This window comes from Lapillicoccus sp. (assembly GCF_036559105.1).
GTDB lineage: Bacteria > Actinomycetota > Actinomycetes > Actinomycetales > Dermatophilaceae > Lapillicoccus.
The window spans coordinates 10732-36734 of record NZ_DATBTV010000012.1; the positions used below are offsets into that span (position 1 = coordinate 10732).

A 26003-nucleotide genomic window follows, 5' to 3' on the forward strand; every position below is an offset into this window, starting at 1 on the left:
CGACGCCCGACGGTGGCCCCGGCTAGCCTCCCTGCGTGGGGAACCGCTGGAGCGCCGACCAGGTGCTGGCGCTCGCCCCGGACCCCTCCTCGCAGAGCGCCGGGCGCTCGCTGTCCACGCCAACGCCGTGGTCGGACACCGGCGCGTTCGACACGCTGGTCTGGGGGCTGTGCCGCGGCAGCGGCTCCCGGCCGTACCAGACCGTGGTGGACCTGGACGGCCCCGCATACCGGTGCAGCTGCCCGAGCCGGAAGTTCCCTTGCAAGCACGCGCTCGGACTACTGCTGCTCTGGGCTGCCGACGGCGTCCCCGACGCCGGCGAGCCGGCCGACTTCGCCGCCGCGTGGGCGGCGACTCGGGACGACCGCGCCACCCGGGAGGCGGAGCGCCAGACCCGCGCGGCCGCACCGAAGGACCCGGAGCAGGCCGCGCGCACGGCGGCCCGGCGCCGGGAGCGCGTGACGAGCGGGCTGGCCGAGCTCGACGTCTGGCTGCACGACCAGGTGCGGACCGGCATCGCCGGGGCGTCGGCCGACGCCTACCGCCGGTTCGACGGCATGGCCGCCCGGATGGTCGACGCCCAGGCACCCGGGGTCGCGGGCACGCTGCGCCGGCTGCCCCAGGTGACCTCCTCGGGGTCGGGCTGGCCCGGCCGGCTCCTCGCCGAGCTGGCCCAGCTGCGGCTGCTCGTCGCCGCGCACCAGCGCCTCGCCGAGCTGCCCGAACCGCTCGCCGCCACCGTCCGGCAGCGGGTCGGCGACACGGTCGCAGCCGACGACGTGCTCGCGGCACCGCCGGTCCGGGACCTGTGGCACGTCCTCGGGTCGACGGAGTCCGACTCCGGAAACCTCATCACCCGCCGGACCTGGCTGTGGGCCGCCGAGGCGGACCGGCCGGCGCTCGTCCTCACCTTCGGCGCCGGCGGCCGGCAGCCGGACCGGTCGTTGGTCCGAGGCACGGCGATCCCCGCGGACCTGCACTTCTATCCGGGCCAGCCACCCCTGCGCGGTCTGGTCGGCCAGGTCCACGGTGATGTCGTCCGGCTGCCGGGCGTCACGCCCAGTCCTCGACCACGGACCATCGCCCGATCGTTGGACGACCACGCCGCGGCCCGGGCCCAGGATCCCTGGCTGACCGTCTGGCCGACGCTGCTCGACGTCCGGCCCGCCCGCGGAGGCGGTCAGTGGCGGCTGGTCGACGAGGACGGCGACAGCCTCCCGCTGCGCGACGGCCGCGAGTGGCTCTGGCCCGTCCTGGCCCTCTCCGGCGGCGCGGTCGTCACGGTCGCCGCCGAGCTGGCCGACGGCCGCCTCCTGCCCCTCGGGGTGTGGCCGAGGCAGGCGTATGCGCCGGAGCCGGTTGCGGCCCCGGCCGCCGGGACGGCGGTGGCCCCGTGAGCCGGACCAGCGTCGCGTGGGACGAGCTGGTCACCGCGGCCACCGTCGGTACGGGCACCCGGCCGCTCCCGCATACCGGCTTCCACCCGACCACCGTGGCGGCGGCGGCCGACGACAGTGCCGAAGCCGACGGTGCCGCCCGCCTTCTGGCGCTGGCGGCGATGGAGACGGCCGCGGACGCCGTCACGGTGCAGCCCGCAGCGGCCATCCCTGTCGAGCCGGCGCCGGCGGAACACCTCGACGTCATGACCGACCGGCTCGCCGACCTGCTGCTCCTGGCGGTCCGGACGGATCGTGACGTGGCCACCGACCTGCTCGACACCGTCGCGAAGGCGCGTCTGGTGCTCCCGCCGGCCGCGCTGCCGGCGTTCCTCGAGCTGGGCCGGGACAGCCGGATCGTCCCGGTCCTGACCGACCTGGTCGGCGAGAGAGGTCGCTGGCTGGTGAACCTCGACGAGGATTGGGCGATCTTCCTGCCGCCGGGACCTGGCGCGAACAGGATCGCGGCCCTGCGCCCGGTCGACCCGGCGGCGGCCCGCGCGCTGGCCGTGACGGAGTGGGCCGGTGCCTCGGCCGACGACCGGGTCCGGCTGGTCGACGCCATGGCCGACGGTCTGGGCCTCGACGACGTGCCGTTCCTCGAGTCGGCCCTGAGGGACCGCAGCGCCGCCGTCGGCGTCCGAGCAGCCACGCTGCTGACCCGGCTCGGCGGTCGGCTCCCGCTCGACGAGCAGCCCCCGTTCGGAGAGCGGGCGGTCCAGCGGGCTCGGCCTGTGGTCCGGTTGGTCCGCCAGGGACTGTTCCGCTCGCCGGCATTGGACGTGGTCGCACCGGAGTCGTTGGACCCGTCGGCTCGCGGCGACCTGCTGTCCGGTCCCGAGCCGGGGTTCCGGAAGGGACAGCGGGCCTGGTGGCTGGAGCAGATCATCCAGCGGGCGCCGTTGTCGTTGTGGGAGAACGAGCTCGGGCGGTCGCCGGTCGAGCTCGTGGCGCTTCCGGTGGTCGGCGACTTCGCGCGCGAGCTGCATCCCGGCTGGCGCGTGGCGGCCTGGGCTCAGCAGAACCTCGCCTGGGCGCGGGCCCTCCTGGCGGTCCCGGATGCGCCGGTCGACGCGTCGCTCGTCGGCGTCCTGCCGGCGGCCGAGCAGGCCGCGCTCGCCGTCCGCGTCCTCGACTCGGTGGAGGCCGGGGACGGCGTGGTCCTCCCCCTGCTCACCGTGATCGCCGGGCCGTGGCCGTCCGACCTCGCCACGGCGGTCGTCGGCTACGTCGAGCGCCTGCTCAGCACGGTGCCGGTGCGGGAGTCGACGTCGCTCCTCCAGCTCGTCGCGCGGCGGTTACCGGTCCGAAGCCCCGTCACCATCGAGACCATCGATGCCCGTGTGACCGCCGAGGACTGGGCTGACCAGCAGGCCCGGTCGGCCGGGTTCGACCACTCCTGGCGAGCCCTCCTCGCCGCCCTGTCCACGACCCTGTCGGTGCGGGCCCGCGTCGACGACGAGCTCCGAAGGAGTGACCCGTGACCGACTCCGTGACCGACACCGTGACCGACCCGGCCAGTGCGCCGGCCGCGAGCGAGCTGCTGCGGCCCCACGCGGAGCAGCTCTTCGCCGACGAGCTCACCGCACTAGCGGCGGCCGACGACCGCCCGCGACCACCGTCCTGGTTGCTCTCGCCCCAGGCGGTCGTGACGTACCTCCTCGGTGGCGAGCTGGCCGACGGCACCGTCATCACCCCTAAGTACGTCGGCCCGCGCCGGCTCGTCGAGGTCGCCGTCGCGACCCTCGCCACCGACCGGGCCCTGCTCCTGCTCGGCCTGCCCGGCACCGCGAAGACCTGGGTCTCGGAGCACCTCGCCGCCGCGATCAGCGGTACCTCGACGCTCCTCGTCCAGGGCACGTCGGGGACCGCCGAGGAGTCGATCCGGTACGGCTGGAACTACGCCCGCCTGCTCGCCGAGGGCCCGTCCCCGGCCGCCCTCGTCCCGTCGCCGGTGCTCACCGCGATGCGCGAGGGCAAGATCGCCCGCATCGAGGAGCTGACCCGGATCCCGTCGGACGTCCAGGACGCCCTCATCACGATCCTCTCGGAGAAGACCCTCCCGGTGCCCGAGCTCGGCACCGAGGTCCAGGCGGCCAAGGGGTTCAGCGTCATCGCGACGGCCAACGACCGCGACCGCGGCGTCAACGACCTCTCGTCGGCCCTCCGCCGCCGGTTCAACACCGTCGTCCTCCCGCTGCCCGCGACCGAGGACGAGGAGGTCCAGATCGTCGCCCGTCGCGTCGCCGACCTGGGCCGCGCGCTGGAGCTGCCGGAGGTTCCGGCCGCCGCCGACGAGATCCGCCGCGTGGTGCGGGTGTTCCGCGAGCTGCGGTCCGGGGTGACCGAGGACGGCCGGACGAAGCTCAAGTCGCCGTCGGCCACGCTCTCGACCGCCGAGGCCATCTCGGTCGTCACCAACGGGCTCGCGCTGGCCGGCCACTTCGGCGACGGGGTGCTGGCGTCGTCGGATGTGGCCGCCGGCATCCTCGGCGCCGTGGTCAAGGATCCGGTCGCCGACAGCGTGGTCTGGACCGAGTACCTCGAGGCGGTCGTCCGCGAGCGACCCGACTGGTCGGACTTCTACCGCGCCTGCCGCGAGGTCAGCGGGTGACCGCTGCGGTCGCCGAACCGGTCGCCGAACCGGGTGCCGCTGAGGTGGCCGACGGCACCTACGTCCTCGGCGTCCGGCACCACGGGCCCGGCTCGGCGCGCGGTGTCGTCGCCGAGCTCGACCGGATCGCGCCCGACGCGGTGCTCGTCGAGGGACCGGCCGACGCCGACTCACTGGTCCGCTTCGTCGCTGTCGACGGCATGGAGCCACCGGTCGCGCTGCTCGCCTACGACGCAACGAGGCCGGCCCACGCGGTGTTCTGGCCGTATGCGGTCTTCTCCCCCGAGTGGCAGGCCTTGCGGTGGGCGATGGAGCACGGCGCGCTCGCTCGCTTCATCGACCTCCCGTCGGGAGCCGTGCTCGCCCACCGGCCGGCCCGCGCACGGGTTGATCCTGAACCCCGCGCTCCCGACGAGACCGACGAGACCGACGAGACCGACGCGGAGGTCGAGCCCGTCGTCCGGTCCGACCCGATCGCCCTGCTGGCCGCGGCCGCCGGGTACGACGATCCCGAGCGCTGGTGGGACGACGTCATCGAGTCCCGTTCGGACGGTTCGGGATTCGAGGCCATCACCGAGGCGATGGCCTCACTGCGCGAGGAACCGGACTCCCGGCATACGCATCGCGGCGAGGACCACGAGGCCCGGCGCGAGGCCTACATGCGAACCGTCCTGCGCGAGGTGCGCAAGGGCGGCGCTCGGCGCATCGTCGTCGTCTGCGGCGCCTGGCACGCGCCGACGCTCACCGACCCGCTGCCCACCGCCGCGGCCGACGCGCGCGTGCTCAAGGGGATGCCAAGGACGAAGACGGTGATGACCTGGGTCCCGTGGACGCACTCGCGCCTGTCGTACGCGTCGGGCTACGGCGCGGGGATCGAGTCGCCCGGGTGGTACCACCACCTGTTCACCACGCCGGACCATGTCGTCCCGCGGTGGCTGACCAAGGTCGCCGGTCGGCTGAGGGAGAAGGACCTGCCGGTGTCGTCGGCCCACGTGATCGAGGCGGTCCGGCTGGCCGAGGCCGTCGCAACGATGCGGGGCCGCCCGCTCGCCGGGCTGGCCGAGGTGACGGACGCGACCCGCTCGGTGCTGTGCCAGGGCGAGGAGCTCCTGGTCGAGCTGGTGACCCGGGACGTCGTGGTCGGCGAGCGCCTGGGGACCGTCCCGGACGAGGCGCCGACCGTCCCGCTGGAGGCGGACCTCCGCGCGACCGCCCGGCGGCTGCGGCTGGCGATGAACCCGCTCGACCGGGCCCTCGAGCTGGACCTCCGCACACCCAACGACCTCGCGCGCTCCTGGCTGCTGCACCGGCTCCGGGTGCTCGGGATCGACTGGGGGACGCCGGCGCGGACGAGTGGCACCGGGACGTTCAAGGAGGGGTGGTCGCTGGCCTGGCGCCCTGAGCTGGCCGTCGACATCGCAGTGGCCAGCGTCTGGGGCACGTCCGTCCTGGACGCCGCGACGGCGCGGGTCGTCGACCGCGCCACGTCCGCCGACAGCTCGCTGGCGACCGTGACCCGGGCCATGGAGGCCTGCCTGCTCGGCGACCTCGCCGAGGCGCTGCCACGGGTCCTCACCGCGCTCCGTGACCGGGCGGCGCTCGACGTCGACGTCGAGCACCTCATGGAGGCGCTGCCGGTGCTGGTGCGCGCGATGCGCTACGGCGACGTGCGGTCGACCGACACCACGGCTCTGGGTGAGGTCGCTACCTCGCTGCTGGTGCGGATCGAGGCCGCGTTGCCATCCGCCGTGACCGGACTGGGCGACGAGGCGGCGGAGACCCTCCGGGACCGCGTCGAGGAGGTTCACGCCGCGACGGCACTGCTGTCGGCGCAGCGGCGGACCGAGTGGCTCGACACCCTGGAGCGGCTGACGCGGCGCGGTGACCTCCACGGGCTGCTTGCCGGCCGGTTCGTCCGGTTGCTGGCGGACGCGAAGGTGTTCGACGCCGAGGACACGGCCGGCCGGCTGCAGCGGGCGCTCTCGGTCGGCTCGACGCCGGCGGAGAAGGCCGCCTGGATCGAAGGCTTCCTCGCTGGCGGAGGGTTGCTCCTGGTCCACGACACGGCGCTGCTCGCGACGCTCGACGCCTGGCTGGACGGGCTGCGGCCGGAGGAGTTCATCGACGTGCTGCCCTTGCTGCGGAGGACGTTCGGTGGCTTCCAGCCGGCCGAGCGGCGACAGCTGGCCCACCAAGTGCGCCGCCTCGACGCCGGCGCTGCGCGGGTCGCGACGCGCAGCGCGACCGAGTGGTCCGACGCCGACCTGGCCCGGGCAACGCCCGCGGTCGCCACGGTGGCCCGGCTCCTCGGTCTGCCGTTCCCACCCGGAGCGGCCCCATGACCGCCGAACGGAACCGGCGCTGGCGGCTCACCCTCGGCGAGGACTCCACGGAGCCGTCCGAGGGGCTGGGGCTCAGCGCGGACGACCAGCGGATGGACGAGGCACTCGCTGCTCTCTACGGCGGCGGTGGTCGTCCGGGCGACGGGTCGGGGGCCGAGCCGCGAACCGGCGGTCTCGGCGGGTCCGCACCGCGCGTCGCGACATGGCTCGGCGACATCCGGACCTACTTCCCCTCCTCGGTCGTGCAGGTCATGCAGCGCGACGCGATCGACCGGCTCGGGGTCCGCGCACTGCTGCTCGAACCCGAGCTGATGGAGTCCCTGGAGCCCGACATCCATCTCGTCTCGACGCTCATCAGCCTCGGCTCGGCGATCCCGGAGACGTCCAAGACGACCGCGCGCACGGTGGTCCGCACGGTGGTCGACGACGTCGAGCGGCGGGTCGCCAACCGCACCAGAGCCGCCGTGACCGGAGCGCTCAACCGCGCCGCCCGCACCCGTCGGCCGAAGCTGCGCGACATCGACTGGAACCGCACCATTGCCAAGAACCTCAGGAACTACCTGCCGGAGCAGCGCACCGTGGTCCCGGAGCGGCTGGTCGGCTACGGGCGCCGCCAGCAGCACGTCGAACGCGACATCATCCTGGCGATCGACCAGTCCGGGTCGATGGCGGCATCCGTCGTGTACGCGTCGATCTTCGGCGCGGTGATCGCGTCGCTGCGCGCGGTGCGCACCTCGCTCGTCGTCTTCGACACCGCCGTCGTCGACCTCACGGACGAGCTGTCCGACCCGGTCGAGCTGCTCTTCGCGACCCAGCTCGGCGGCGGCACCGACATCAACCGGGCGATCGCCTACTGCCAGGGGCTCGTCACCCGTCCGGCGGACACGGTCTTCGTTCTCATCTCCGACCTCTTCGAGGGCGGCGTCCGCGACGAGATGCTGGCGCGGGTCGAGCAGCTGCGCCTCGCGGGTGTCGTCGTCGTGGTCCTGCTCGCACTGTCGGACGAGGGGGCGCCGGCGTTCGACCGGGCCCTGGCCGGAGACCTCGCTGAGCTGGGTGTCCCCGCCTTCGCGTGCACCCCGGACGCGTTCCCCGACCTGCTCGCGGTCGCCCTGGAGCGCGGTGACATCCGGGCCTGGGCCGCGACGCAGGAGCTCGACCAGCGCGGGATGAGCGGCTGACCCATCGGCCGCCCCTGAGCCGTCACTCGAACAGGCACCAGAGGCCGGGTCAACGGGACCGACACCGCACACCGACCGCTCGGCATACCGAGTGCCTGTCGGGCGATCCCGAGTGCCGTGGGTGTGCCCGGCGTCAGTCCTGCTCCACCGGGCACCAGTACGTCGTGCGCCCGCCGACGGTGGCCCGGGCGACCTCGGACCCGCAGCGCGGGCAGTGCCCGTCCCGGCTCCGGTGCGTCATGAACGTGCCGGTATGCACGCCGCCGCGCTCGCGGGCCCGCCGGGTGGCCGTCCGGAGGGCACGGCGCAGGTGAGCCAGCTCGTCCGGGGCGAGCTCGTCGGCCGGCCGGCGCGGCGAGATCCGCGCCTGCCACAGCGTCTCGTCGGCCAGCAGGTTCCCGACGCCCGCGATGACCGACTGGTCGAGCAGCCGAGCCTTGACGGCCGCGTGACCCCGGCCGACCCGCTCACGGAACTCCGCCAGCGTGATCTCCTGCGCGTCGGGGCCGAGCCGTTCGCGGTTCGCGTCCAGGCGCACCCGTCCAAGGCGGCGCGGGTCGAACAGCCGAAGCTCACCACCGTCCTCGAAGGTGATCGTGAACCGGTTCCATGCCGGGTTCTTCGGGTTGCGGGCCGCCTCCCGCCGGCTCGCATTGGCCAGCCAGTCGCCACCTTCGGTCAGCTCGCCGTCCGGCTCGGTCACCAGGATGTGGCCGCTCATGCCGAGGTGGACGGCCAGCTCCGGACCGGGGATCTGCGAGCGGCCTGGTCCGGAGGTGTCGCACCAGATCGACTTGCCCTGGCGGTTCGCGGCGATGAGGCTGCGGCCGAGCAGCGCCGTGCGGATCTCGCCGGGCGCGTGTGGCCGGCAGACGTAGGTGTCGGAGTCGTCGACGTCGGCGATCCGGCGGTTCAGCGCCGCCCGCTCGATGGCGGCCCGGGCGCTCTCGACCTCGGGAAGCTCGGGCACGACGTCAGTCTCTCAACGCCTACCGGCTGCTGCCTGTCGAGGTCAGCGGACCCCACCCATGAGGCGCTTCAGCCATGGGGTCATCAGGGCCAGGACGATGCCGATGACGATGGCGATCGCCCCGAGGATCCCGAAGTAGCGCACCTGGGTGTCGACCGAGTAGTACTGCGCCAGAGTGCCGGACAGGGCGGTCCCGAGCGCCACCGAGAGGAAGAACAGGGCCACCATCTGGGTATGGAACGCCTCCGGGGCGAGCTTGGTCGCGAGGGAGAGGCCGACCGGTGAGAGCAGCAGCTCGGCGATGGTGAAGACGAAGATCACCCCGATCAGCCCGAGCAGGGGTGCGGAGTTGGGCTCGGTGCTGGCCATGGGGATGAAGAGCAGGAAAGCGATCCCCATGATCGCCGTCCCGGCGGCGAACTTCAGCGGTGTCGGCGGTTGACGGTCGCCCAGCTTGGTCCAGATCGCCGCGAAGACGCCCGAGAGGATGATGACGAACACCGGGTTGATCGACTGCACCCACGAGACGGGCATCTCCCAGCCGAAGATGTTGCGGTCGAGCTGGCTGTCGGAGTAGACGGTGAGCACCGTGAACTGCTGCTGGTAGAGCGACCAGAACGCGGCGCTGGCGATGAACATGGGGATGAAGGCCACCACCCGCTTGCGTTCGACCGGTGTCACCAGCGTGCTGCGGAGGATGATCGCGAAGTACGCGAGCGCCGCGATGACCGTCACCCCGATGACCACGGTGTCGAGGTTGTCGGCCTTGAGGACGCCGGTGAGCGCCAGCACCGCGATGACCACGGCGACAACTACCAGCGCCGCCGCATACCGGAGCCGCTCGTTGGTCGGCAGCGGGTTGGGCACCTCGTTCGCGACCTCGGACAGCCGCTTGCGCCCGATCGTGTACTGGATGAGCCCGATGGCCATGCCCACCGCCGCGGCGGCGAACCCGACGTGGAAGCCGAAGTTGGTCTGCAGCAGGCCGGTGAGCAGCGGACCGAGGAGCGCCCCGAGGTTGATGCCCATGTAGAAGATCGAGAAGCCGGCGTCGCGGCGCGGGTCCTCCTCGGAGTAGAGCGAACCGACGAGCGAGGTCGCGTTGGCCTTGACCCCGCCGCTGCCGACCGCGATGAGGACCAGACCGACCCCGACGCCGAGGATCCCCGGCAGCACCGACAGCGCGATGTGCCCGGCCATGACGAGGACCGCCGCGTAGAACAAGGTGCGCTCGGGGCCGATCAGCCGGTCCGCGATCCAGGCTCCGGCGATGGTGCTGAGGTAGACCAGACCGCCGTACGCGCCGACGATGCTGACGGCGGTGGCCTGGTCTATGCCCAGGCCACCGTCTGCGGTCGAGTAGTACAGGTAGAGCAGCAGGATGCCCTGCATCCCGTAGAAGCTGAACCGCTCCCACAGTTCGACGCCGAACAGGTTGGCGAGGACCCGCGGCTGCCCGAAGAACGTCTTCTCGTCCTGGGGCTTCTGGTCGACGTCGGTCATGCGGACCACGATGACACCCCCGACGGCGGTCAGAACAGCGGCGCGACGACGACGGCACGACGGCGCGACGGCGCGACGGCGCGACGGCGCCGGCGATACTCAGCAGTACCGCGTTCCGGCGCGTGAGCGCCATGCGCCGAAGCGATCCGAACCGAGCGACCTGGAGGTTCCCATGACCACGCCCACCGACGACCGTCGTGACCTGGTCACCGTCTTCGCCACCATGCGGGGGACGCCGGGCAAGGAGGACGAGCTGCGCCGGTGGCTGGAGTCGGTCGTCGAACCGACGACGCAGGAGGCCGGGTGCGTCAACTACGACCTGCACCAAGGGATCGAGGACCCGGCCGCGTTCTACTTCTACGAGAACTGGGAGACGGCGGAGCACCTGGACGCCCATCGGGAGACGCCGCACATGACCGCGTTCGCCGCGGTCCGCGACGACCTGCTCGACGAGAGCGGCCTGACCGTCCACCGCGCTCGCCGCATCGGGTAGCCGGCCCGAGACCGACATCGCGGTGGATCGCACCCCCGGTAGGGGGTGAGATCCACCGCGATGACCGATGAGGTCCGTCGGTGCGCGAGGGGGGACTTGAACCCCCACACCCTTTCGGGCACTGGCACCTGAAGCCAGCGCGTCTGCCATTCCGCCACTCGCGCGCGGGGACCAGTGTGCTCCATGGCCCTCGCTCTCGCCAAACCGCTAGCCGGAGGGCTCCGGCGGCTCGGTGATCCAGCGCTGCGCCCGCGCGTCCCAGCGGAACCGCGACCCGTCGGCGCTGGTCCACGAGCTCGCCGCCCCTCGCCCGCCCGCCGCGGTGGCGACGTCCGGCGGCGGTTCCTCGACCACCGCCGGCGCAGCGGGTGCCCCGGTCCCGGCCGGCACCCACTCCTGCCGGTATGCGTCCCACCGGTACTCGGCCACCGCGCCCAGGGCGGCCGGCTCGGCCGTGACCGGCTCAACGGCCGGGTCCGGCGGTGGCGCCGGGACCCAGCCGGTACGCCCGAGCGTCGCCTCCGCGGCTTCGAGGGCCTCGTCCGGTTCGCCGAGCTCCTCCGGCCCGGTCTCCTCCTCCAGCGCGGGCAGCACGGGCAGCGTGCGGAGAACCGGTGGCGCCCACGACACTACCGCCGGCGCCTCGGCGCCCTCCGGACCCTCGGGACCCTCGGAAACCGCCGCGACGCCCGGCACGATGCCCTGCCGAACCCGCTCCTCGGCCTCGAACGCCTCCTGCTCCTGTGGCGTGAGGTACCCGTACATCGGGTGCGTGGGCTGGGGCGGGACGTACCCCTCCGGCAGCTCGACACGCATACGGCAAGCGTAAGGACTCCCCGACCGGTCGCCCACCCATGTCGTGCTTCACCTGCTGGTATGCGCGTCACGGTTACGATGAACCGACTTCCGACCGGGACGTCAACACATCGAGGAGTAGGCGAGTGGGACTGTTCGACAAGGTCGAGCGCGGCCTGGAGCGGGCGGTCAACAGTGCCTTCGCGAAGGCGTTCAAGTCGGAGGTGCAGCCGGTCGAGCTCGCCTCGGCCGTCCGTCGGGCCATGGACGACCGCGCCGCGGTCATGGGCCACGGCCGCACGATGGTCCCGAACCTCTACACGATCGAGCTCTCCGGGACCGACTTCGAGCGCCTCTCCGGCTACGAGGAGGCCCTCTCCGACGAGCTGGTCGCCGCGGCGCAGGAGCACGCCGACTCGCAGCGCTACCAGCCGGGTGGCCCGGTCCAGATCAGCTTCCACCGCGACGACGAGCTCGAGACCGGTGTGTTCCGGGTCCGCCCGGCGACGAGCCGACGCTCGATCGCCCCCAGCACGCAGGCGCCCCAACGTGCGACCGTGCCCCCGGCGCAGAACGCTCCCGTCGCGGCACCGCCCCAGCGGGCCTCCGCCAGCCCGGTCGCCCGCCCGTGGCTGGTCATCGACGGCGAGCGCTACCCGCTGATCGGCGCCCACACCGTCATCGGGCGCGACGAGCTGGCCGACGTGGTCCTCGACGATCCAGGGATCTCGCGGCGTCACTGCGAGGTTCGCGTGACCAACGACGGTCCGCACCTCGTGACGTCCATCCGCGACCTCGGGTCGACGAACGGCACGTTCGTCAACGGCGAGCGCATCACCAGTACCCGGCTCGACGAGGGGGACGAGATCACCATCGGGCGCACCCACGCGGTGTTCCGGCCCGGTAAGCGGTGACGGCCGCGTGAGCGAGCTGACCTACACGATCATCCGCCTCGGCCTCCTCGCCCTGCTCTGGGTGTTCGTCCTGTCCCTGGCGGGGGTGCTGCGGCGCGACCTCTACGGCACCCGCATCTCGCGCCGCGGCCTGCGCGACCACCGCGCCACCCCGCCGTCGCCTGCCCGCGCACCGGTACCCTCGCGGGCCGCCGCAGCGGGAGTCGCCGCCGCATCACCCCCGCCACCCAAGCAGCAGCGGCGGCGGCGCGAGCCGGTCAGCCTGGTCGTCACCGAGGGTCAGATGACCGGGACCTCGCTCCCACTCGGCCGCCAGGGCGTGCTCATCGGCCGCGGTCCCGAGTGCACGCTCGTCCTCGACGACGAGTTCGCCTCGAGCCGGCACGCGCGCATCTTCCCCCGCGCCGAGGGCTGGTTCGTTGAGGACCAGGGTTCGCGCAACGGCACCCAGGTCGGCGGCGTCAAGATCACCGGCGCCGTCCCGGTCGAGATCGGCTCCGTGATCCGGATCGGGCGCACCACGCTGGAACTGCGGGGCTGACCGATGGCCATCGCCCTGCGCTATGCGGCGCGGACCGACCTCGGGCTGGGACCGAAGTCCCGCAACGAGGACAGCGGGTATGCCGGTCCGCACCTCCTCGTCCTGGCCGACGGGATGGGGGGTCATGCCGCCGGCGACGTCGCCAGCTCGCTGATCGTCGGACAGCTCGCCCCGCTCGACGGCGAGAGCATCGGTGCCGAGCAGGCGCTGCCCGCGCTGGAGAAGTCCGTGCGCGACGCGAACTCCAGCCTGCGCCGGGCCATGGAGGACGACCCCAAGCTGCGCGGGATGGGCAGCACGACGATCGCCATGCTCCGCACCGGCAACAAGCTGGCGATGGCCCACATCGGCGACTCCCGCGCCTACCTGCTCCGCGACGGGAAGCTCAGCCAGATCACCAAGGACCACTCCTTCGTCCAGCAACTGGTCGACGAGCACCGGATCACCCCCGAAGAGGCGGAAGACCACCCGCAACGCTCCCTCGTCACCCGGGTCATGACCGGACAGGTCGACGACGAGCCTGACCTCTCGGTGCGCGAGCTGCGGGCCGGCGACCGCTACCTGCTCTGCTCCGACGGCCTCAGCGACTTCGTCCGCCGCGACATCATCGAGGAGATCCTCTCCGAGTCGCCGAACCCGAGCGCTGCCGCGGACCGGCTGATCGAGGTCGCCCTCAAGGCCAGCGCCCGTGACAACGTCACCGTCGTCGTCGCCGACGTCGTCGACCTGCGCGACTCCGAGGCGCCCAGCACCTCCCCGCAGATCGTCGGGGCGGCGTCGCTGCGCGACCGCGAGGGCAAGCGCACCCGGGGCCTGCCGATCAGCCCCGCCGAAAAGGCCGCCAGCCTGGCCCGCTCGGTGCGCGCGCCGTCCGCGGACGACGACGACAGTCCGGTGCTGGCCGAGGAGCCGCGCTCCACGCGCGTCATCTGGGTCCGCCGCGTCGTCCTGGCCGTGGCCCTCGCGCTGATCCTCGTCGGCGGCGGGTACGCGGCCTACGCCTGGACCCAGAACCAGTACTACGTGAAGTCCTCCGACGGCTACGTCGCCATCTGGCAGGGCGTCGGCCAGAACATCGGGCCCGTCAGCCTGTCTCGCGTCTACGTGGTGACCGACGTCCCGGTCGGCCAGCTGCCGACCTACGTCCAGGACGTCGTCAGCACGGGCACCCCGATCGGCAGCCTGGCCGACGCCAACACCAGGGTCGAGACGCTGCGGACCTCGGCGACCGACTGCCGCGCCCAGGCCACGGCGGGCATCCCGTGCGGCCAGAACCCCGTGGTGGCGCCGACGCCGTCGACCACGAGCACGACCGTGCCGGCGTCGCCCACCGACACGGCGACCACGCCGGTCACCGGCCTGACGACGGGCTCGACGCCGTGAGCACCCGATGATTACGACCGTCGAGACGATCACGCCGCGCACCCGTCGCGGGGTCGAGCTGCTGCTCACCGTCTTCGCCGTCGGCATCACCCTGCTCGCCTGGATCAGCGTCGACCTCGGCGTCCGCGAGACGGTCCCGGCCCAGCTGCTCACCATCGGCGGCGGCCTGCTCGGGCTGGCGCTGGCGTTCCATCTCGTGGTGCGGTGGCGGGCCGCCTACGCCGACCCCCTCTTGCTGCCGATCGCCACACTTCTCAACGGGTTCGGGCTCGTGATGATCCACCGGCTCGACCTCGCCGGCGGCCGCACCGGCATCGACAGCGACGCCGGCCGCCAGCTGGTCTGGACCGCTCTCTCGGTGGTGGTGGCGGCGCTCGTCCTCATCCTCCTGCGCGACCACCGGCTGCTCCGGCGCTACACCTTCACCGCGATGGCCGTCGGTCTCGTCCTGCTCCTGCTGCCGCTGCTGCCCGGCATCGGTACGACCATCTATGGCTCGCGGATCTGGATCCGGCTGGGACCATTGAGCTTCCAGCCCGGCGAGATCGCGAAGATTGCCCTCATCATCTTCTTCGCGGGCTATCTCGTCTCGGTCCGCGACGTCCTCTCGCTGACGGGGAAGAAGGTCCTCGGGTTCACCTTCCCGCGCGGCCGTGACCTCGGCCCGATCCTCATCGCGTGGCTCGTCAGCCTGGCCGTCCTCATCTTCGAGAAGGACCTCGGCTCCTCGCTGCTGTTCTTCGGCGTCTTCGTGGCGATGCTCTACGTCGCGACCGAGCGGGTCAGCTGGATCGCCATCGGCCTGGTGCTCTTCGCGGCCGGCGCCTACCTGGCGTACCGGGTCTTCGACCACGTGCAGCAGCGGGTCGAGCTGTGGCTCGACCCCTTCTCCCAGGCCTCGCTCGAGCAGTCCGACCAGCTGGCCAAGGGCATCATGGGGATGGCCTCGGGCGGGCTCTTCGGCACCGGCCTCGGGCAGGGCCGGCCGTGGCTCGTCGCCTTCGCCAACAGCGACTTCATCTTCGCCAGCTTCGGTGAGGAGCTCGGCCTGTTCGGGGTCGCGGCCCTGCTGGCCCTGTATGCGGTGTTCGTCGAGCGTGGGTTCCGCACCGCGCTCGGAGTGCGGGACGGCTTCGGCAAGCTGCTCGCGTTCGGTCTGGCCTTCTCGGTCGGGCTCCAGGTGTTCGTCGTCATCGGCGGCGTCACCAAGGTCATCCCGCTGACCGGCCTCACCACGCCCTTCATGTCGCTCGGCGGTTCGTCGCTGCTGGCCAACTGGGCGCTCATGGCGATCCTGCTGCGGATCTCCGACCAGGCCCGCCGCCCGGTGACCGACGACGTTGCCACCCCCGACGGGCGGCAGGAGAAACCGGCCGAGAGCGCCACCGAAGTGGTGGCCCTGCCGTGAACGGGCCCCTGCGTCGTGTCTCCACCGTTGTCGCGCTGCTCTTCGCGGCGCTGTTCATCTCGACCACGCTGATCCAGGTGATCTTCGCGCCGTCCATCAATGCCCGGCCGGACAACCGGCGGACGCTGCTCGACAGCTACTCCCGCCAGCGCGGGGCGATCCTCGTCGGCGACCAGCCGGTCGCGGTGTCGCAGCCCACGCCGAACGAGGAGATCAAGTACCTGCGCAGCTACCCCCAGCCGCTGCCCTACAGCCACGTCACCGGCTACTTCTCGTACACCTACGGTGCCGGTGGCGGCCTCGAGGGCGCGGCCGACGACCTGCTGTCCGGGTCGTCCAGCCAGTTCTTCTACACCCGGGTCACCGACCTGCTCACCGGGAAGCAGCCGGTCGGCGCCACGCTCCAGACGACGATCAACCCCAAGGCGCAGGACGCCGCCGACAAGGGGCTGGGCAACCAGCGCGGCGCCGTCGTCGCCCTCGACCCCAAGACCGGCGCGATCCTCGCCATGATCTCGCACCCGCAGTACGACCCGAACCGGCTGTCCGCCCACGACCAGGCGTCCGTCGTCAAGGCGTGGAACGAGCTCAACGCCGACCCGACCCAGCCGTTGGTCAACCGCGCGATCGCCGGCAACCTCTATCCGCCGGGGTCGGTGTTCAAGATCGTCACCGCGGCCGCCGCCCTCGAGGATGGCAAGGTCGACACCTCGACCCAGATCCCCGCGCCCGGGGTCATGGAGCTGCCCCAGACGACCGCCGGACTGCCCAACTACGACCGGCAGCCCTGCGGCCCCAACAACCAGACCACGCTGCAGCACGCGCTCGAGATCTCCTGCAACACGGCCATGGGCTACGTCGGTATGCAGGTGGGTGCGCAGGGCCTCGCCGACCAGGCGGCCAAGTTCGGGTTCGGCACCACCATGCGGATCCCGAACCGGGTCGAGCCGAGCCGGTTCCCGACGGGCATCAACCAGGCGCAGACGGCGCAGTCGGCGATCGGCCAGTACGACGTCCGGGTCACCCCTCTGCAGGTCGCCATGGTCAGCGCGGCGATCGCCAACGGGGGTGTGGTCATGCGCCCGTACCTCATCAACCAGACGCTCAGCGCCGACCTGCAGACCATCGACCGCACCACCCCGGAGCGGCTCGGGACCGCGGTGTCGCCACAGACGGCGGCCACGCTCACCCAGATGCTCGTCGCGGTCGTCGACCAGGGCACCGGAACGCCCGCCAAGATCAACGGCGTCCAGGTGGCCGGCAAGACGGGGACCGCCGAGCAGGGCAACGGCAAGCCGCCCCACGCGTGGTTCACGGCGTTCGCCCCCGCGAACGACCCGAAGGTTGCGGTGGCCGTCGTCGTCGAGGACGGTGGCAACGCCGGAAACGAGGCCGCCGGGGGGCGTCTCGCAGGCCCCATCGCCAAAGCAGTCATGGAAGCGGTGCTCAACCAGTGAACAGCGCATGAACCCCGAAGCAGGCATGACCCTCGGCAGTCGCTACACCCTGACCGATCGCATCGCGACCGGTGGCATGGGTGACGTCTGGCGGGCCACGGACTCGGTCCTCGGACGCGAAGTGGCCGTCAAGGTCATGCGGGCCAGCACGGCCAACGACCCCACGTTCGCCGAGCGGTTCCGCGACGAGGCGCGGCACAGCGCCGGGATGTCCCACCAGAACATCGCGACGGTCTACGACTACGGCGAGGACGAGGGTGTCGCCTACCTCGTCATGGAGCTGGTCGAGGGTGAACCGCTCTCCCAGATCATCGCGCGCGGCCCCATGAACCCCGACCAGGTCCGCGGCATCGTCGGCCAGGCCGCGCTCGCGCTCGCCGCGGCCCACGCGGCGGGCGTGGTCCACCGCGACGTCAAGCCGGCCAACATCCTCATCACCCCCGACGGCCGGGTGAAGCTGACCGACTTCGGCATCGCGCGAGCGGTCGACGGCGCGTCGCACACCCGGACCGGCGAGGTGCTCGGCACCCCGCAGTACCTGTCCCCGGAGCAGGCCCTCGGCCAGGGCGCCACCGGCGCCAGCGACCTCTACGCGCTGGGCATCATCACGCAGGAGATGCTCACCGGCCGCAAGCCGTTCGACTCCGGCTCGGCCGTCGCGACCGCGCTCGCTCAGGTCAACGAGCCGCCTCCGCCGCTGCCCGAGGGGGTGCCGTCGGACCTGCGACGGATCGTTGACCAGAGCCTGGCCAAGGACCCCACGGACCGGCCCGCCTCCGCGGCGGCCGTCGCCGCAGCGTTGGGTATGTCGGTCACCGGGCTCGCGCAGATCCCGCCGGCGACCAGCGTCGTCCACACCGGCGACACCGACCCCGACGGTACCCAGGTCATGGACGCGCCGACCGGCACCGAGCTGCTGGGCACCGCCGCGGTGATCGGCGCCGCATACCCGGACTACCCGCCGACGGGCTACGACCCCGGGTACCAGGACGGGGTCCCTCCCTACGATCCGTACCCGCCGCAGGAGCCGGAGAAGAAGCGCGGCGGTATCGGCCTGTGGTGGATCCCCATCATCGTCCTGCTCGCCGCGATCGGGTTCTTCGCATGGGCCTACGCCAGCAACAACCGAGGCGGGGCAACAGCGGTGACCACCACGGTGACCGCGCCCGCCTCGAGCACCTCGACCTCGACCTCGGCGCCGCCGACGACGATCACGCCCTCGCGCACGACGACCACGACCCAGAGCACGACGTCGACCACACCACAGGTCGTCATCAACAAGAAGGACTTCGTGGGCAAGTCCTACGACGAGGCGAAGGGCGTCCTCGAGAGCGCCGGCTGGAAGGACGACCAGATCAAGCAGGTGACCCAAGCCGGCAAGGAAGCCGCCGGGACAGTGGTCGACATCAAGCCGACCGGGAAGGTCGACGTCGGAACTCCGATTACGCTGACGGTCTCGGACGGCAACACGACGGCAGCCCCCACAACCGGTTCGAAAGGCGGCAATGGTTCGGGAGACTGACCCGATGTGGGGTCGCGGGTGACGATGCCAACGCTGCTCGGTGGCCGTTACGAGGTCGGCGAGCTCATCGGACGAGGGGGGATGGCCGAGGTCCATCTCGGCCACGACACGCGGCTCGACCGCCCCGTCGCGATCAAGGTGCTGCGCGCCGACCTGGCCCGGGACGCCAACTTCCTGACCCGGTTCCGGCGCGAGGCGCAGGCGGCCGGCGGTCTGGCGCACCCCAACATCGTCGCGATCTACGACTCGGGGGAGGAGACGACGACGGAGGCCGGCGGAGCCACCGTGCCGTTGCCCTACATCGTCATGGAGTACGTCGATGGCGAGACGCTGCGCGCCAAGCTGCAGCGCGAGAACGTCATCGCGCCGTCGGAGGCGGCCACCATCGTCGAGGGCGTCCTGGCCGCATTGGCCTACAGCCACCGGATGGGGATCGTCCACCGCGACATCAAGCCGGCCAACGTCATGATCACCCGAGGTCACGACCTCAAGGTCATGGACTTCGGGATCGCCCGCGCCATGGCCGACACGTCCGCCACGATGACGCAGACCCAGGCGGTCATCGGGACGGCGCAGTACCTCTCGCCCGAGCAGGCACAGGGGCTGCCGGTCGACGCGCGGTCCGACCTCTACTCGACCGGGTGCCTGTTGTTCGAGCTGCTGACCGGTCGGCCGCCGTTCGTGGGCGAGTCACCGGTGTCCGTGGCATACCAGCACGTCGGCGAGAAGCCGCAGCCGCCGTCGAGCTTCAACCACGACGTTCCCACGGCCTACGACAACATCACGCTGCACGCGCTGGAGAAGCCGCGCGAGCGCCGCTACCAGAGCGCGACCGAGTTCCGGAACGACCTCATCGCGGCGCGGGAGGGGCGACCGCTCAGTGCCGCAGCCGCTGGAGCCGTCGCCGGCGCGGCGGCCGCCATGGCCGGCGCCGGGACGCTCGTCTCCGACCCGGACCTCGTGCCCCTCGAGGACGTGCCGGTCGATGACACCGGCCGCAAGCGACCGGGGTGGGTCTACGCGCTCATCGCCCTGGCTGTGGTGCTCGTGCTTGCCGGCACGACGTGGACCGGCATCGCGCTCTTCGCCCGGCAGAGTCCGGAGCAGGTGCCCGTCCCCAACCTCGCCGGGCTGACCGAGACGGCTGCACGCACGGCCCTGACCAATGCCCAGCTCGTGGCCCGCGTCGAGAACAAGCCCAGCCCGACCGTGCTCAAGGGCCAGGTGATGGCCCAGAACCCGGCTCCGGGCACCAAGGTCAACACCGGGTCGACGGTCACCATCGACGTGTCGACCGGCCCGGACGCCGCGGCGATCCCCAACGTCGTCGGGTTCACCCAGGAGGCCGCGACGACCGCGCTCAAGAGCGCGGGGTTCACCGTCGGGACCATCCAGCAGGTCGACGACAACGCGCAGCAGAAGGGCAACGTACTCGGCACCGACCCGGCCGTCGGCGCGGTGACCCCGTTCGCCACCCCGGTCACGCTCAAGGTCGCGACCGGCAAGGTCCCCGTCCCCGACGTGCGGACCAAGAACTTCGGGGTGGCCCAGGACACCCTGCAGAAGGCCGGTCTCACCGCGCAGATCCAACAGGTCGACGACGCCAAGGCCACCGAGGGCACGGTCCTCGACCAGTCCCCCGCGCCCGCCACCGTGGTCGACGTCGGCAGCACCGTGACGATCAAGGTCGCCCGGCGCCCCACGGCCCCGCCGTCGACGACGACCGTCACGGTCACCGTCCCGCCGACGACCCCACCGACCTCGACGACCACCGCGCCCTCCGCGGCGTCCGCGCCGCCGACGACCTCGAAGACGGGTCCCTGAGACCTCAGGCCACGGGCGTGACGAGCCCGTGGACCAGCGGACTGAGGCCGTGCGAGCGGTCGACCGCGTCAGGCATACCGCAGAGCAGCAGCCAGTTCGCGAGCAGCCGGTGGCCGCCGACGGTCAGCACGCTCTCCGGGTGGAACTGCACGCCGTGCAGCGGGAGGGTCGCGTGCCGGACGGCCATGATGATGCCGGTGTCGGTATGCCCGTTGGCCAGGAGCGTGTCCGGCAGGTTCGGCATGGTCGCGGGGTCGATGGTCAGCGAGTGGTAGCGGGTCGCGGTGAAGGGGGTCGCCAGACCGTCGAGGACCCCGGTGCCGTCGTGGTGGACCTGCGACGTCTTCCCGTGCAGGAGCTCCGGTGCGCGGCCGACGGTGGCGCCCATGACCACCCCGAGGGCCTGGTGCCCGAGGCATACCCCGAGCATCGGCTGGGCCCGCTCGCCGCAGGCCTCGATCATCGCCATGCTGACGCCGGCCTCCTCAGGCGTGCCGGGTCCGGGCGACACGAGGACCCCGTCGAAGTCCGCGCCGTCGGCCGCCGAGACGGCGTCGTTGCGGACCACTTCGCAGTCCGCTCCGAGCTGCTGGAGGTAGCCGACGATGGTGAACACGAAGCTGTCGTAGTTGTCGACGACGAGGATGCGCGCGGTCACGAGGTGGCTCCCGTCGTGGGCTCGATGGTGACGTCCTCAAAGGGTAGGTGAGGCGCGACGGCCGGGAAGACCCAGATGAAGAGGATCGCGACGACCACCCCGAACAGCAGCAACGCCTGAAGGGTCTTCGCCAGCCGGCCGCCGGGGAACAGGCGCCACAGAGCCGCATACATCAGCCGTTGCCTCCTGGTGGGGCGAGGACGTCGGCGGGCAGACCCTGGGCCCGCGGGACCGAGCGGTCGAGCTTCGCGAAGACGATGAACCGGTTCGTGGAGCCGTACTTGGGTTCGCACGAGGTGAGCGTGAGCCACGCCTCGGTGGGCGCGACGCCGGGCTGGTCGGGCACCGGCGCGAGGACCTTCACATCGGTCGGCGGGACGATCTCGGAGCGGTCGGCGCGGTAGATGACGTAGGTGTCGGCGGTCTCGACGACGATCGCGTCACCCGGCCGGATGGTGTCGATGTCGATGAGCGGGTTGCCGTGGCCCGCACGGTGGCCGGCGAAGGCGGCGTTGCCGACCTGGCCGGGCAGCTGGGTGTCGGGGTAGTGGCCGATCCCCTTGGCGAGGACGTCGAGCCCGACGCCCTGGTAGACCGGCTTGGCCCAGGCGGCGCCCAGACGAGGGATGCGCAGGATCGCGTAGGCGTCCCCCGGCGGCGGGACCGGGACGGTGGTGGGCGTCGTCGGCGAGGCGGTGGGGCTGGACGTGCTCGGCGCGGTCGGCGTCGGTTGGGCGAACTGGCGCTCCAGGGTGTCGACCGTGGCGGCCTGCGCGCGGTTGGTGGTGAAGCCGACCACGCCGAGCTCCCAGACGACGAAGAGCAGCAGCAGGACGCCGGCCGTGATGGCGAGCTCCCCGACGGTGCCGACGACGCCCCGGACGACTCTCACGCGGCTCTCAGCCGCCGGTGACGCGGTCGAGGTTGATGGTGCCGGTGTAGGCCGGGAAGTCCGCCTGGTCGGTGGTCGCGACGTCGTAGCCGAGACCGACCGCGTCGACCCACTCGCGGTAGATCCGCACCTGAGGGTCGCGGTCGAGCGCGGCCTTGAGGGAGGTGGTGTTGCCGATCGCCTTGATGACGTAGGGCGGCGAGTAGACCCGGCCCTGGAGGAGCAGGGTGTTGCCGACGCACTGGACGGCGGAGGTGGCGATGACGCGCTGGTCCTGGATCATCATCGCCTCGGCGCCGCCGGCCCAGAGCGCGTTGACGACGCCCTGGACGTCCTGCTGGTGGACGACGATGTCGTCCGGTCCGTAGGGCTTGGGCAGGCTGGCGGCGCTGCGGTGGGCGTCGTCCAACGCGACGGTGACGACGGGGCCACGGACGGCCTGGGTCCCCACGAAGGGGGCGAGAACGGCGGCCTGCTGCTGGAGGCCCTGGACCTGGGCGTCCCCCGGGGCGGCCTTGGCGGAGAGCTGGTCCACCTCGGACTGCAGACCCCGGACCTGCTCGGCCTTGGTGGCGACGTCACGGTTCTGGTCGGCGACGAGGCCTGGGAGGTCACGCCCCGCGCTGCGCAGCTCGGTGCCGTGCGCGGTGCCGTAGCTGGTCGCGAAGAGGGCGCCGGCCAGCCCGGCGACGACGGGGAGGACGAGGGCCCAGGCGGACGGGCGGACGCGGTTCCGCTGCTCGTGCGGCTCGCGCGGCTCGCGCGGCTCCTGCCGGTCCTGCTGGTCCGTGGCCTGCGGCATACCCTCCCCCTCTCGGCTGGCTCTCGGCGTGACCGATGTGCGCCTCGGTGCATCTACGCTAGATCAGACGTTGAACCACTAGCGCAACCTCGCGAGTTCCCGATCAAGGAGTCACACCGTGCCCGAGTCGAAGGGCCGCGACAGTCGGTCAGGCCATTACACCCCGCAGCAGCGCGCCAAGAAGCAGGCGCCGAACCCGGACTGGTACGTGCCGGTCTTCGTCACGCTGCTCCTGCTCGGGCTGGCCTGGATCGTCGTGTTCTACGTGTCGCAGGGGGCGTGGCCGATCCAGGCGTTCGGCTACGGGAACCTCGTGGCCGGGTTCGTGCTCCTGCTGGGCGGCTTCGGGATGGCGATGCGCTGGCGCTGACGACGCGCCGCCGCTCGGTTTGACCCTGTCCGAACGGAGCAACGTTCACGTCCTGACGTCACCTTTCGTCCGTTCGGCCGGCACCGGGCCGGATTGAGGCCTGTGGATAGCCGAGGCAGCGGGGCAATCCGCTGCGACACGCTCGTCGGATGGACCGCGACTCATCGTGGAGCCGGACGCTCGGTGCTCCTGCGACTCCACCCGAGCAGCCTGGGGTTATCCCCAGGGTTGTCCCCACCCTGGGGATGAATCACACCCGTGTAAGTCGGTCAGCGGAACATCGGTGGGACGGTGGTGTACTTGGCGGCCATCAGCGCGACGACGACGACGAGGACACCGAGCATCCCGAGCACCGCGTACCGGCGGAGGTTCTGCTTGTTGAGCAGGGTGATCACGCCCGCGCAGGCCAGACCGGTGATGAACCCCCCGAGGTGGGCCTGCCACGCGATCCCCGGGTAGACGAACCCGATCGCCGCGTTGATGAGGATGATCACGCCGATCCCGGCGGTCGACCGGCCGAGGTGCCGGTTGAGCACCAGCAGCGCCCCGAACAGACCGAACACCGCCCCTGACGCTCCGACCACACCGGTGTTCCACGAGCCGATCGGGTCGGCGGCGGTCGGCGGCGACGCGAGCAGCAGGAAGCCCGCCGACCCGCCGACCGCGCAGACCAGGAAGAGCACGAGGTAGCGGAGCCGGCCCAGCAGCCCTTCCAGGTAGGGCCCGATCTGCCACAGCACCAGCAGGTTGAACACGATGTGCAGGAACATCTGCGGCGAGTGCAGGAACGCGGCCGTCAGCGCGCGCCACGGCTCGCTGGCGCCGGTCGCCGGCGAGAACGCGAACCGCTGGAAGACCTCCGGACTGACCAGCTCGGCAATGTAGACGACGACGCAGATCGCCATGATCGTGTAGGTCACGACGGCCCCGCGCGGGTTGACCGCACCGCCGAAGATGGTCGTGGCGGTACGGCTCTCCCGGGCGGTCTGGTGCACGCAGTCGACGCACTGGACCCCGACCGCTGCGGGCCGCTGACACTCCGGGCAGACCGGCCGTCCGCACCGCTGGCAGCGGACGTGCGACTCGCGGTCCGGGTGCCGCGGGCATACCGGAACGTCGACCGGCGTCTGGTACGCGGTGGGGTCGGTCATGGTCCTGGAAGAACGGGTATGCGGCGGGCCCGGTTCCGCTCAGCCCTCGCGGTCGATCGTGACGCTCTCGATGACGACGTCGTCGACCGGCTTGTCGCTGCGGTCGGTCGAGACCCGGCTGATCTTGTCGACGACCTCACGGCTCGGCCCGTCGGCGACCTCGCCGAAGATCGTGTGCTTGCCGTTGAGGTGGGGCGTGGGGCCGACGGTGATGAAGAACTGGGAGCCGTTGGTGCCCTTGCCCATCCGCTTGCCGGCGTTGGCCATGGCGAAGAGGTAGGGCTTGTCGAACTTCTTGTCCGGGTGGATCTCGTCGTCGTACTCGTAGCCCGGGCCGCCCGTACCGCGGCCCAGCGGGTCGCCGCCCTGGATCATGAACCCGCTGATGATGCGGTGGAAGATCAGCCCGTCGAAGAACGGCGTGGGGTTCGTGCGGCCGGCGTCGTCGCGGTACTCCCGCTCACCCGTCGCGAGTCCCACGAAGCTGTCGACCGTCTTGGGCGCCTCGTTCGGGAAGAGCGTGACGACGATGTCGCCCTGGTTGGTGTGGAAGGTTGCCTTCATGGCGGTCATCCTTTCACGCATACAACCCAGGAATTCTGGGGTATGCGCCGTGGCCGGCGCGCGGTAGCGGGTGGGCTGGTGTCGTGTCCGCGGGGGAAACACGGCAGGATGGGGGCCGAAGTCGAACGAGCGATCTGCAGGCCAGACGCACTCAGGAGGCACGGTGTTCGCACAAAAAAAGCAGCCGACCGTCAGCGACTACGTCGACGTCGTCCGTGAACAGGCTTCGACAGCCGCCGACAAGGGTCTCGGCAAGGGTTCCGACCTGGCCTCGGCCTACGGTCCCAAGGCCAAGGTGCAGGCCCAGGCTGCCGCGGACGCGGCCGCCGCTGCGGCCCGGACCTACGCGCCGATAGCTCGGGAGCGTGCCGCCGAGGCCTACGAGGCGGCGCTTCCACGCGTCGAAGGGGCCTACGAGGTCGCGCGTGAGCGGCTCGACCCCTACCTGACTGAAGCGCGCAAGCGGGCCGAGCCGTACGTGGAGCGGGCCGTCGAGACGGCGGCTCCCCGCGTCCAGCGGGCCGTCGAGAACCTCGAGCCCAAGGTCGACAAGGCCCGCGATGTGATCGTCGAGGCGTGGATCCCCCGGGTTACGGCGGCACTGGCGGCCTGGGCCGGCGCTGCCTCGGCGTCCAAGACCCAGGTGGTTCAGGTCGCCGAGCGGGCACCCGACGCCGTCGCGGTCCTCAAGGGCGACAAGGTGGCCAAGACGCCCAAGGCCAGCAAGTTCCTCATCGGACTGGGCATCGTCGCCGCCGTCGGCGCCGTTGTCGTCGTCCTGGCGAACCGGAAGCCCAAGGACGACCCGTGGGCCACGCCGTCGACCTCCTACACGCCGCCGGCCAAGACCTTCGGCGACCGGGTGTCGGTCGCCAAGGACACCGTCACCAGCGCCGCCGGTACCGCCGCGCACAAGGCCGGCGAGCTCGCGGACAAGGCCAAGGACGTCGCGGGCGAGGCGGGAAACAAGGCCAAGGACACCGTCGGTGACGCCGCGGACAAGGCCAAGACCGCCGCCAGCAAGGCGACGGCGGCAGCGAAGGACACCACTGTCAGCGCCGCGGACCAGGCCAAGAACGCCGGGTCGGAGACGGTGGACGTCCTCGGGGACGTCGCCGACACCACCGCGGAGACCGCCGGCGACGTTGCCGCGGACGTCGCCGGGGCGGCCGCCGACGTCAAG

24 protein-coding genes and 1 tRNA gene are annotated in these 26003 nt (G+C 71.9%); 15 read left to right on the forward strand and 10 right to left on the reverse strand.

The features are described from left to right. Positions 1-35: 35 nt before the first annotated feature. The 5 genes from VIG79_RS01010 to VIG79_RS01030 are packed head-to-tail and all read left to right on the forward strand — an operon-like array spanning position 36 to position 7573. Entirely contained in the window at positions 36-1397 is a 1362-nt protein-coding gene (locus VIG79_RS01010) for an SWIM zinc finger family protein (protein WP_331880993.1), read from the forward strand. After that, entirely contained in the window at positions 1394-2920 is a 1527-nt protein-coding gene (locus VIG79_RS01015) for a DUF5691 domain-containing protein (RefSeq protein ID WP_331880995.1), read from the forward strand. Before VIG79_RS01010 ends, VIG79_RS01015 begins: the two co-directional genes overlap by 4 nt. After that, complete coding sequence (locus tag VIG79_RS01020; RefSeq protein ID WP_331880998.1) at positions 2917-4050, forward strand: ATP-binding protein; 1134 nt, start codon at positions 2917-2919, stop codon at positions 4048-4050. Before VIG79_RS01015 ends, VIG79_RS01020 begins: the two co-directional genes overlap by 4 nt. Then, positions 4047-6392 carry a DUF5682 family protein gene (locus tag VIG79_RS01025; RefSeq protein ID WP_331881001.1) on the forward strand — a complete coding sequence of 782 codons (2346 nt, stop codon included), beginning with the start codon at positions 4047-4049 and terminating at the stop codon, positions 6390-6392. Before VIG79_RS01020 ends, VIG79_RS01025 begins: the two co-directional genes overlap by 4 nt. Further along, a complete protein-coding gene (locus VIG79_RS01030) occupies positions 6389-7573 on the forward strand; it encodes a VWA domain-containing protein (RefSeq protein WP_331881003.1) in 1185 nt (394 codons plus the stop codon). The genes VIG79_RS01025 and VIG79_RS01030 overlap by 4 nt, the downstream gene beginning before the upstream one ends. A gap of 133 nt (positions 7574-7706) precedes the next feature. Here the strand turns inward: VIG79_RS01030 and VIG79_RS01035 are convergent, their stop codons facing one another. Both VIG79_RS01035 and VIG79_RS01040 read right to left on the reverse strand, forming a co-directional pair. Then, entirely contained in the window at positions 7707-8543 is an 837-nt protein-coding gene (locus VIG79_RS01035; protein ID WP_331881006.1) for a DNA-formamidopyrimidine glycosylase family protein, read from the reverse strand. A gap of 42 nt (positions 8544-8585) precedes the next feature. After that, positions 8586-10046, reverse strand: coding sequence for a peptide MFS transporter (locus VIG79_RS01040; protein ID WP_331881009.1), 1461 nt, complete (start codon positions 10044-10046; stop codon positions 8586-8588). A 172-nt stretch (positions 10047-10218) separates the two neighbouring features. Here VIG79_RS01040 and VIG79_RS01045 point away from each other — a divergent pair, with 172 nt between their 5' ends. Continuing rightward, positions 10219-10539 carry a putative quinol monooxygenase gene (locus VIG79_RS01045; protein ID WP_331881011.1) on the forward strand — a complete coding sequence of 107 codons (321 nt, stop codon included), beginning with the start codon at positions 10219-10221 and terminating at the stop codon, positions 10537-10539. A gap of 81 nt (positions 10540-10620) precedes the next feature. On the opposite strand, the gene VIG79_RS01050 is transcribed toward VIG79_RS01045, so the two are convergent. Beyond that, a tRNA-Leu gene (locus VIG79_RS01050) sits at positions 10621-10703 on the reverse strand. 43 nt (positions 10704-10746) lie between these two features. Further along, on the reverse strand, positions 10747-11355 hold the full coding sequence (locus VIG79_RS01055) for a hypothetical protein (RefSeq protein WP_331881013.1): 609 nt from the start codon (positions 11353-11355) through the stop codon (positions 10747-10749). Between the two features lie 125 nt (positions 11356-11480). Here VIG79_RS01055 and VIG79_RS01060 point away from each other — a divergent pair, with 125 nt between their 5' ends. The 7 genes from VIG79_RS01060 to pknB are packed head-to-tail and all read left to right on the forward strand — an operon-like array spanning position 11481 to position 20383. Then, a complete protein-coding gene (locus tag VIG79_RS01060) occupies positions 11481-12248 on the forward strand; it encodes a DUF3662 and FHA domain-containing protein (RefSeq protein ID WP_331881016.1) in 768 nt (255 codons plus the stop codon). A gap of 7 nt (positions 12249-12255) precedes the next feature. Next, the gene (locus tag VIG79_RS01065; RefSeq protein ID WP_331881019.1) at positions 12256-12789 is read left to right on the forward strand and encodes an FHA domain-containing protein FhaB/FipA; all 534 of its coding nucleotides are present in this window, start codon (positions 12256-12258) and stop codon (positions 12787-12789) included. Positions 12790-12792: 3 nt separating this feature from the next. Beyond that, positions 12793-14172, forward strand: a complete 1380-nt coding sequence (locus VIG79_RS01070; RefSeq protein ID WP_331881021.1) for a PP2C family protein-serine/threonine phosphatase — start codon at positions 12793-12795, stop codon at positions 14170-14172. A 7-nt stretch (positions 14173-14179) separates the two neighbouring features. Then, the gene (locus VIG79_RS01075) at positions 14180-15580 is read left to right on the forward strand and encodes an FtsW/RodA/SpoVE family cell cycle protein (RefSeq protein WP_331881023.1); all 1401 of its coding nucleotides are present in this window, start codon (positions 14180-14182) and stop codon (positions 15578-15580) included. Then, positions 15577-17037, forward strand: a complete 1461-nt coding sequence (locus VIG79_RS01080; protein WP_331881026.1) for a peptidoglycan D,D-transpeptidase FtsI family protein — start codon at positions 15577-15579, stop codon at positions 17035-17037. Before VIG79_RS01075 ends, VIG79_RS01080 begins: the two co-directional genes overlap by 4 nt. A 7-nt stretch (positions 17038-17044) precedes the next feature. Further along, positions 17045-18559, forward strand: a complete 1515-nt coding sequence (locus tag VIG79_RS01085) for a protein kinase domain-containing protein (RefSeq protein ID WP_331881029.1) — start codon at positions 17045-17047, stop codon at positions 18557-18559. A 24-nt stretch (positions 18560-18583) separates the two neighbouring features. Further along, the gene (gene pknB, locus VIG79_RS01090; protein WP_331881051.1) at positions 18584-20383 is read left to right on the forward strand and encodes a Stk1 family PASTA domain-containing Ser/Thr kinase; all 1800 of its coding nucleotides are present in this window, start codon (positions 18584-18586) and stop codon (positions 20381-20383) included. 4 nt (positions 20384-20387) lie between these two features. On the opposite strand, the gene VIG79_RS01095 is transcribed toward pknB, so the two are convergent. From VIG79_RS01095 to VIG79_RS01110, 4 genes are read right to left on the reverse strand one after another with little or no spacing between them, the layout of a single operon-like run. After that, a complete protein-coding gene (locus VIG79_RS01095) occupies positions 20388-21041 on the reverse strand; it encodes an aminodeoxychorismate/anthranilate synthase component II (protein ID WP_331881031.1) in 654 nt (217 codons plus the stop codon). Then, on the reverse strand, positions 21038-21214 hold the full coding sequence (locus VIG79_RS01100) for a hypothetical protein (RefSeq protein ID WP_331881034.1): 177 nt from the start codon (positions 21212-21214) through the stop codon (positions 21038-21040). Before VIG79_RS01100 ends, VIG79_RS01095 begins: the two co-directional genes overlap by 4 nt. Beyond that, positions 21214-21933, reverse strand: a complete 720-nt coding sequence (locus VIG79_RS01105; protein WP_331881037.1) for a class E sortase — start codon at positions 21931-21933, stop codon at positions 21214-21216. Before VIG79_RS01105 ends, VIG79_RS01100 begins: the two co-directional genes overlap by 1 nt. A gap of 7 nt (positions 21934-21940) precedes the next feature. After that, complete coding sequence (locus tag VIG79_RS01110; protein ID WP_331881040.1) at positions 21941-22735, reverse strand: DUF881 domain-containing protein; 795 nt, start codon at positions 22733-22735, stop codon at positions 21941-21943. 118 nt (positions 22736-22853) lie between these two features. Here VIG79_RS01110 and VIG79_RS01115 point away from each other — a divergent pair, with 118 nt between their 5' ends. Continuing rightward, positions 22854-23105 carry a cell division protein CrgA gene (locus VIG79_RS01115; RefSeq protein WP_331881042.1) on the forward strand — a complete coding sequence of 84 codons (252 nt, stop codon included), beginning with the start codon at positions 22854-22856 and terminating at the stop codon, positions 23103-23105. A gap of 269 nt (positions 23106-23374) precedes the next feature. On the opposite strand, the gene VIG79_RS01120 is transcribed toward VIG79_RS01115, so the two are convergent. Both VIG79_RS01120 and VIG79_RS01125 read right to left on the reverse strand, forming a co-directional pair. Then, entirely contained in the window at positions 23375-24256 is an 882-nt protein-coding gene (locus VIG79_RS01120) for a rhomboid family intramembrane serine protease (RefSeq protein ID WP_331881044.1), read from the reverse strand. A gap of 39 nt (positions 24257-24295) precedes the next feature. Beyond that, positions 24296-24820: a peptidylprolyl isomerase gene (locus tag VIG79_RS01125; RefSeq protein ID WP_331881047.1), complete on the reverse strand. Its 525-nt coding sequence runs from the start codon at positions 24818-24820 to the stop codon at positions 24296-24298. Between the two features lie 163 nt (positions 24821-24983). Between VIG79_RS01125 and VIG79_RS01130 the strand changes: the two genes are divergently transcribed. Continuing rightward, positions 24984-26003, forward strand: a 1020-nt coding sequence (locus VIG79_RS01130) for a hypothetical protein (protein WP_331881048.1), incomplete at its 3' end; no start/stop codon positions are given.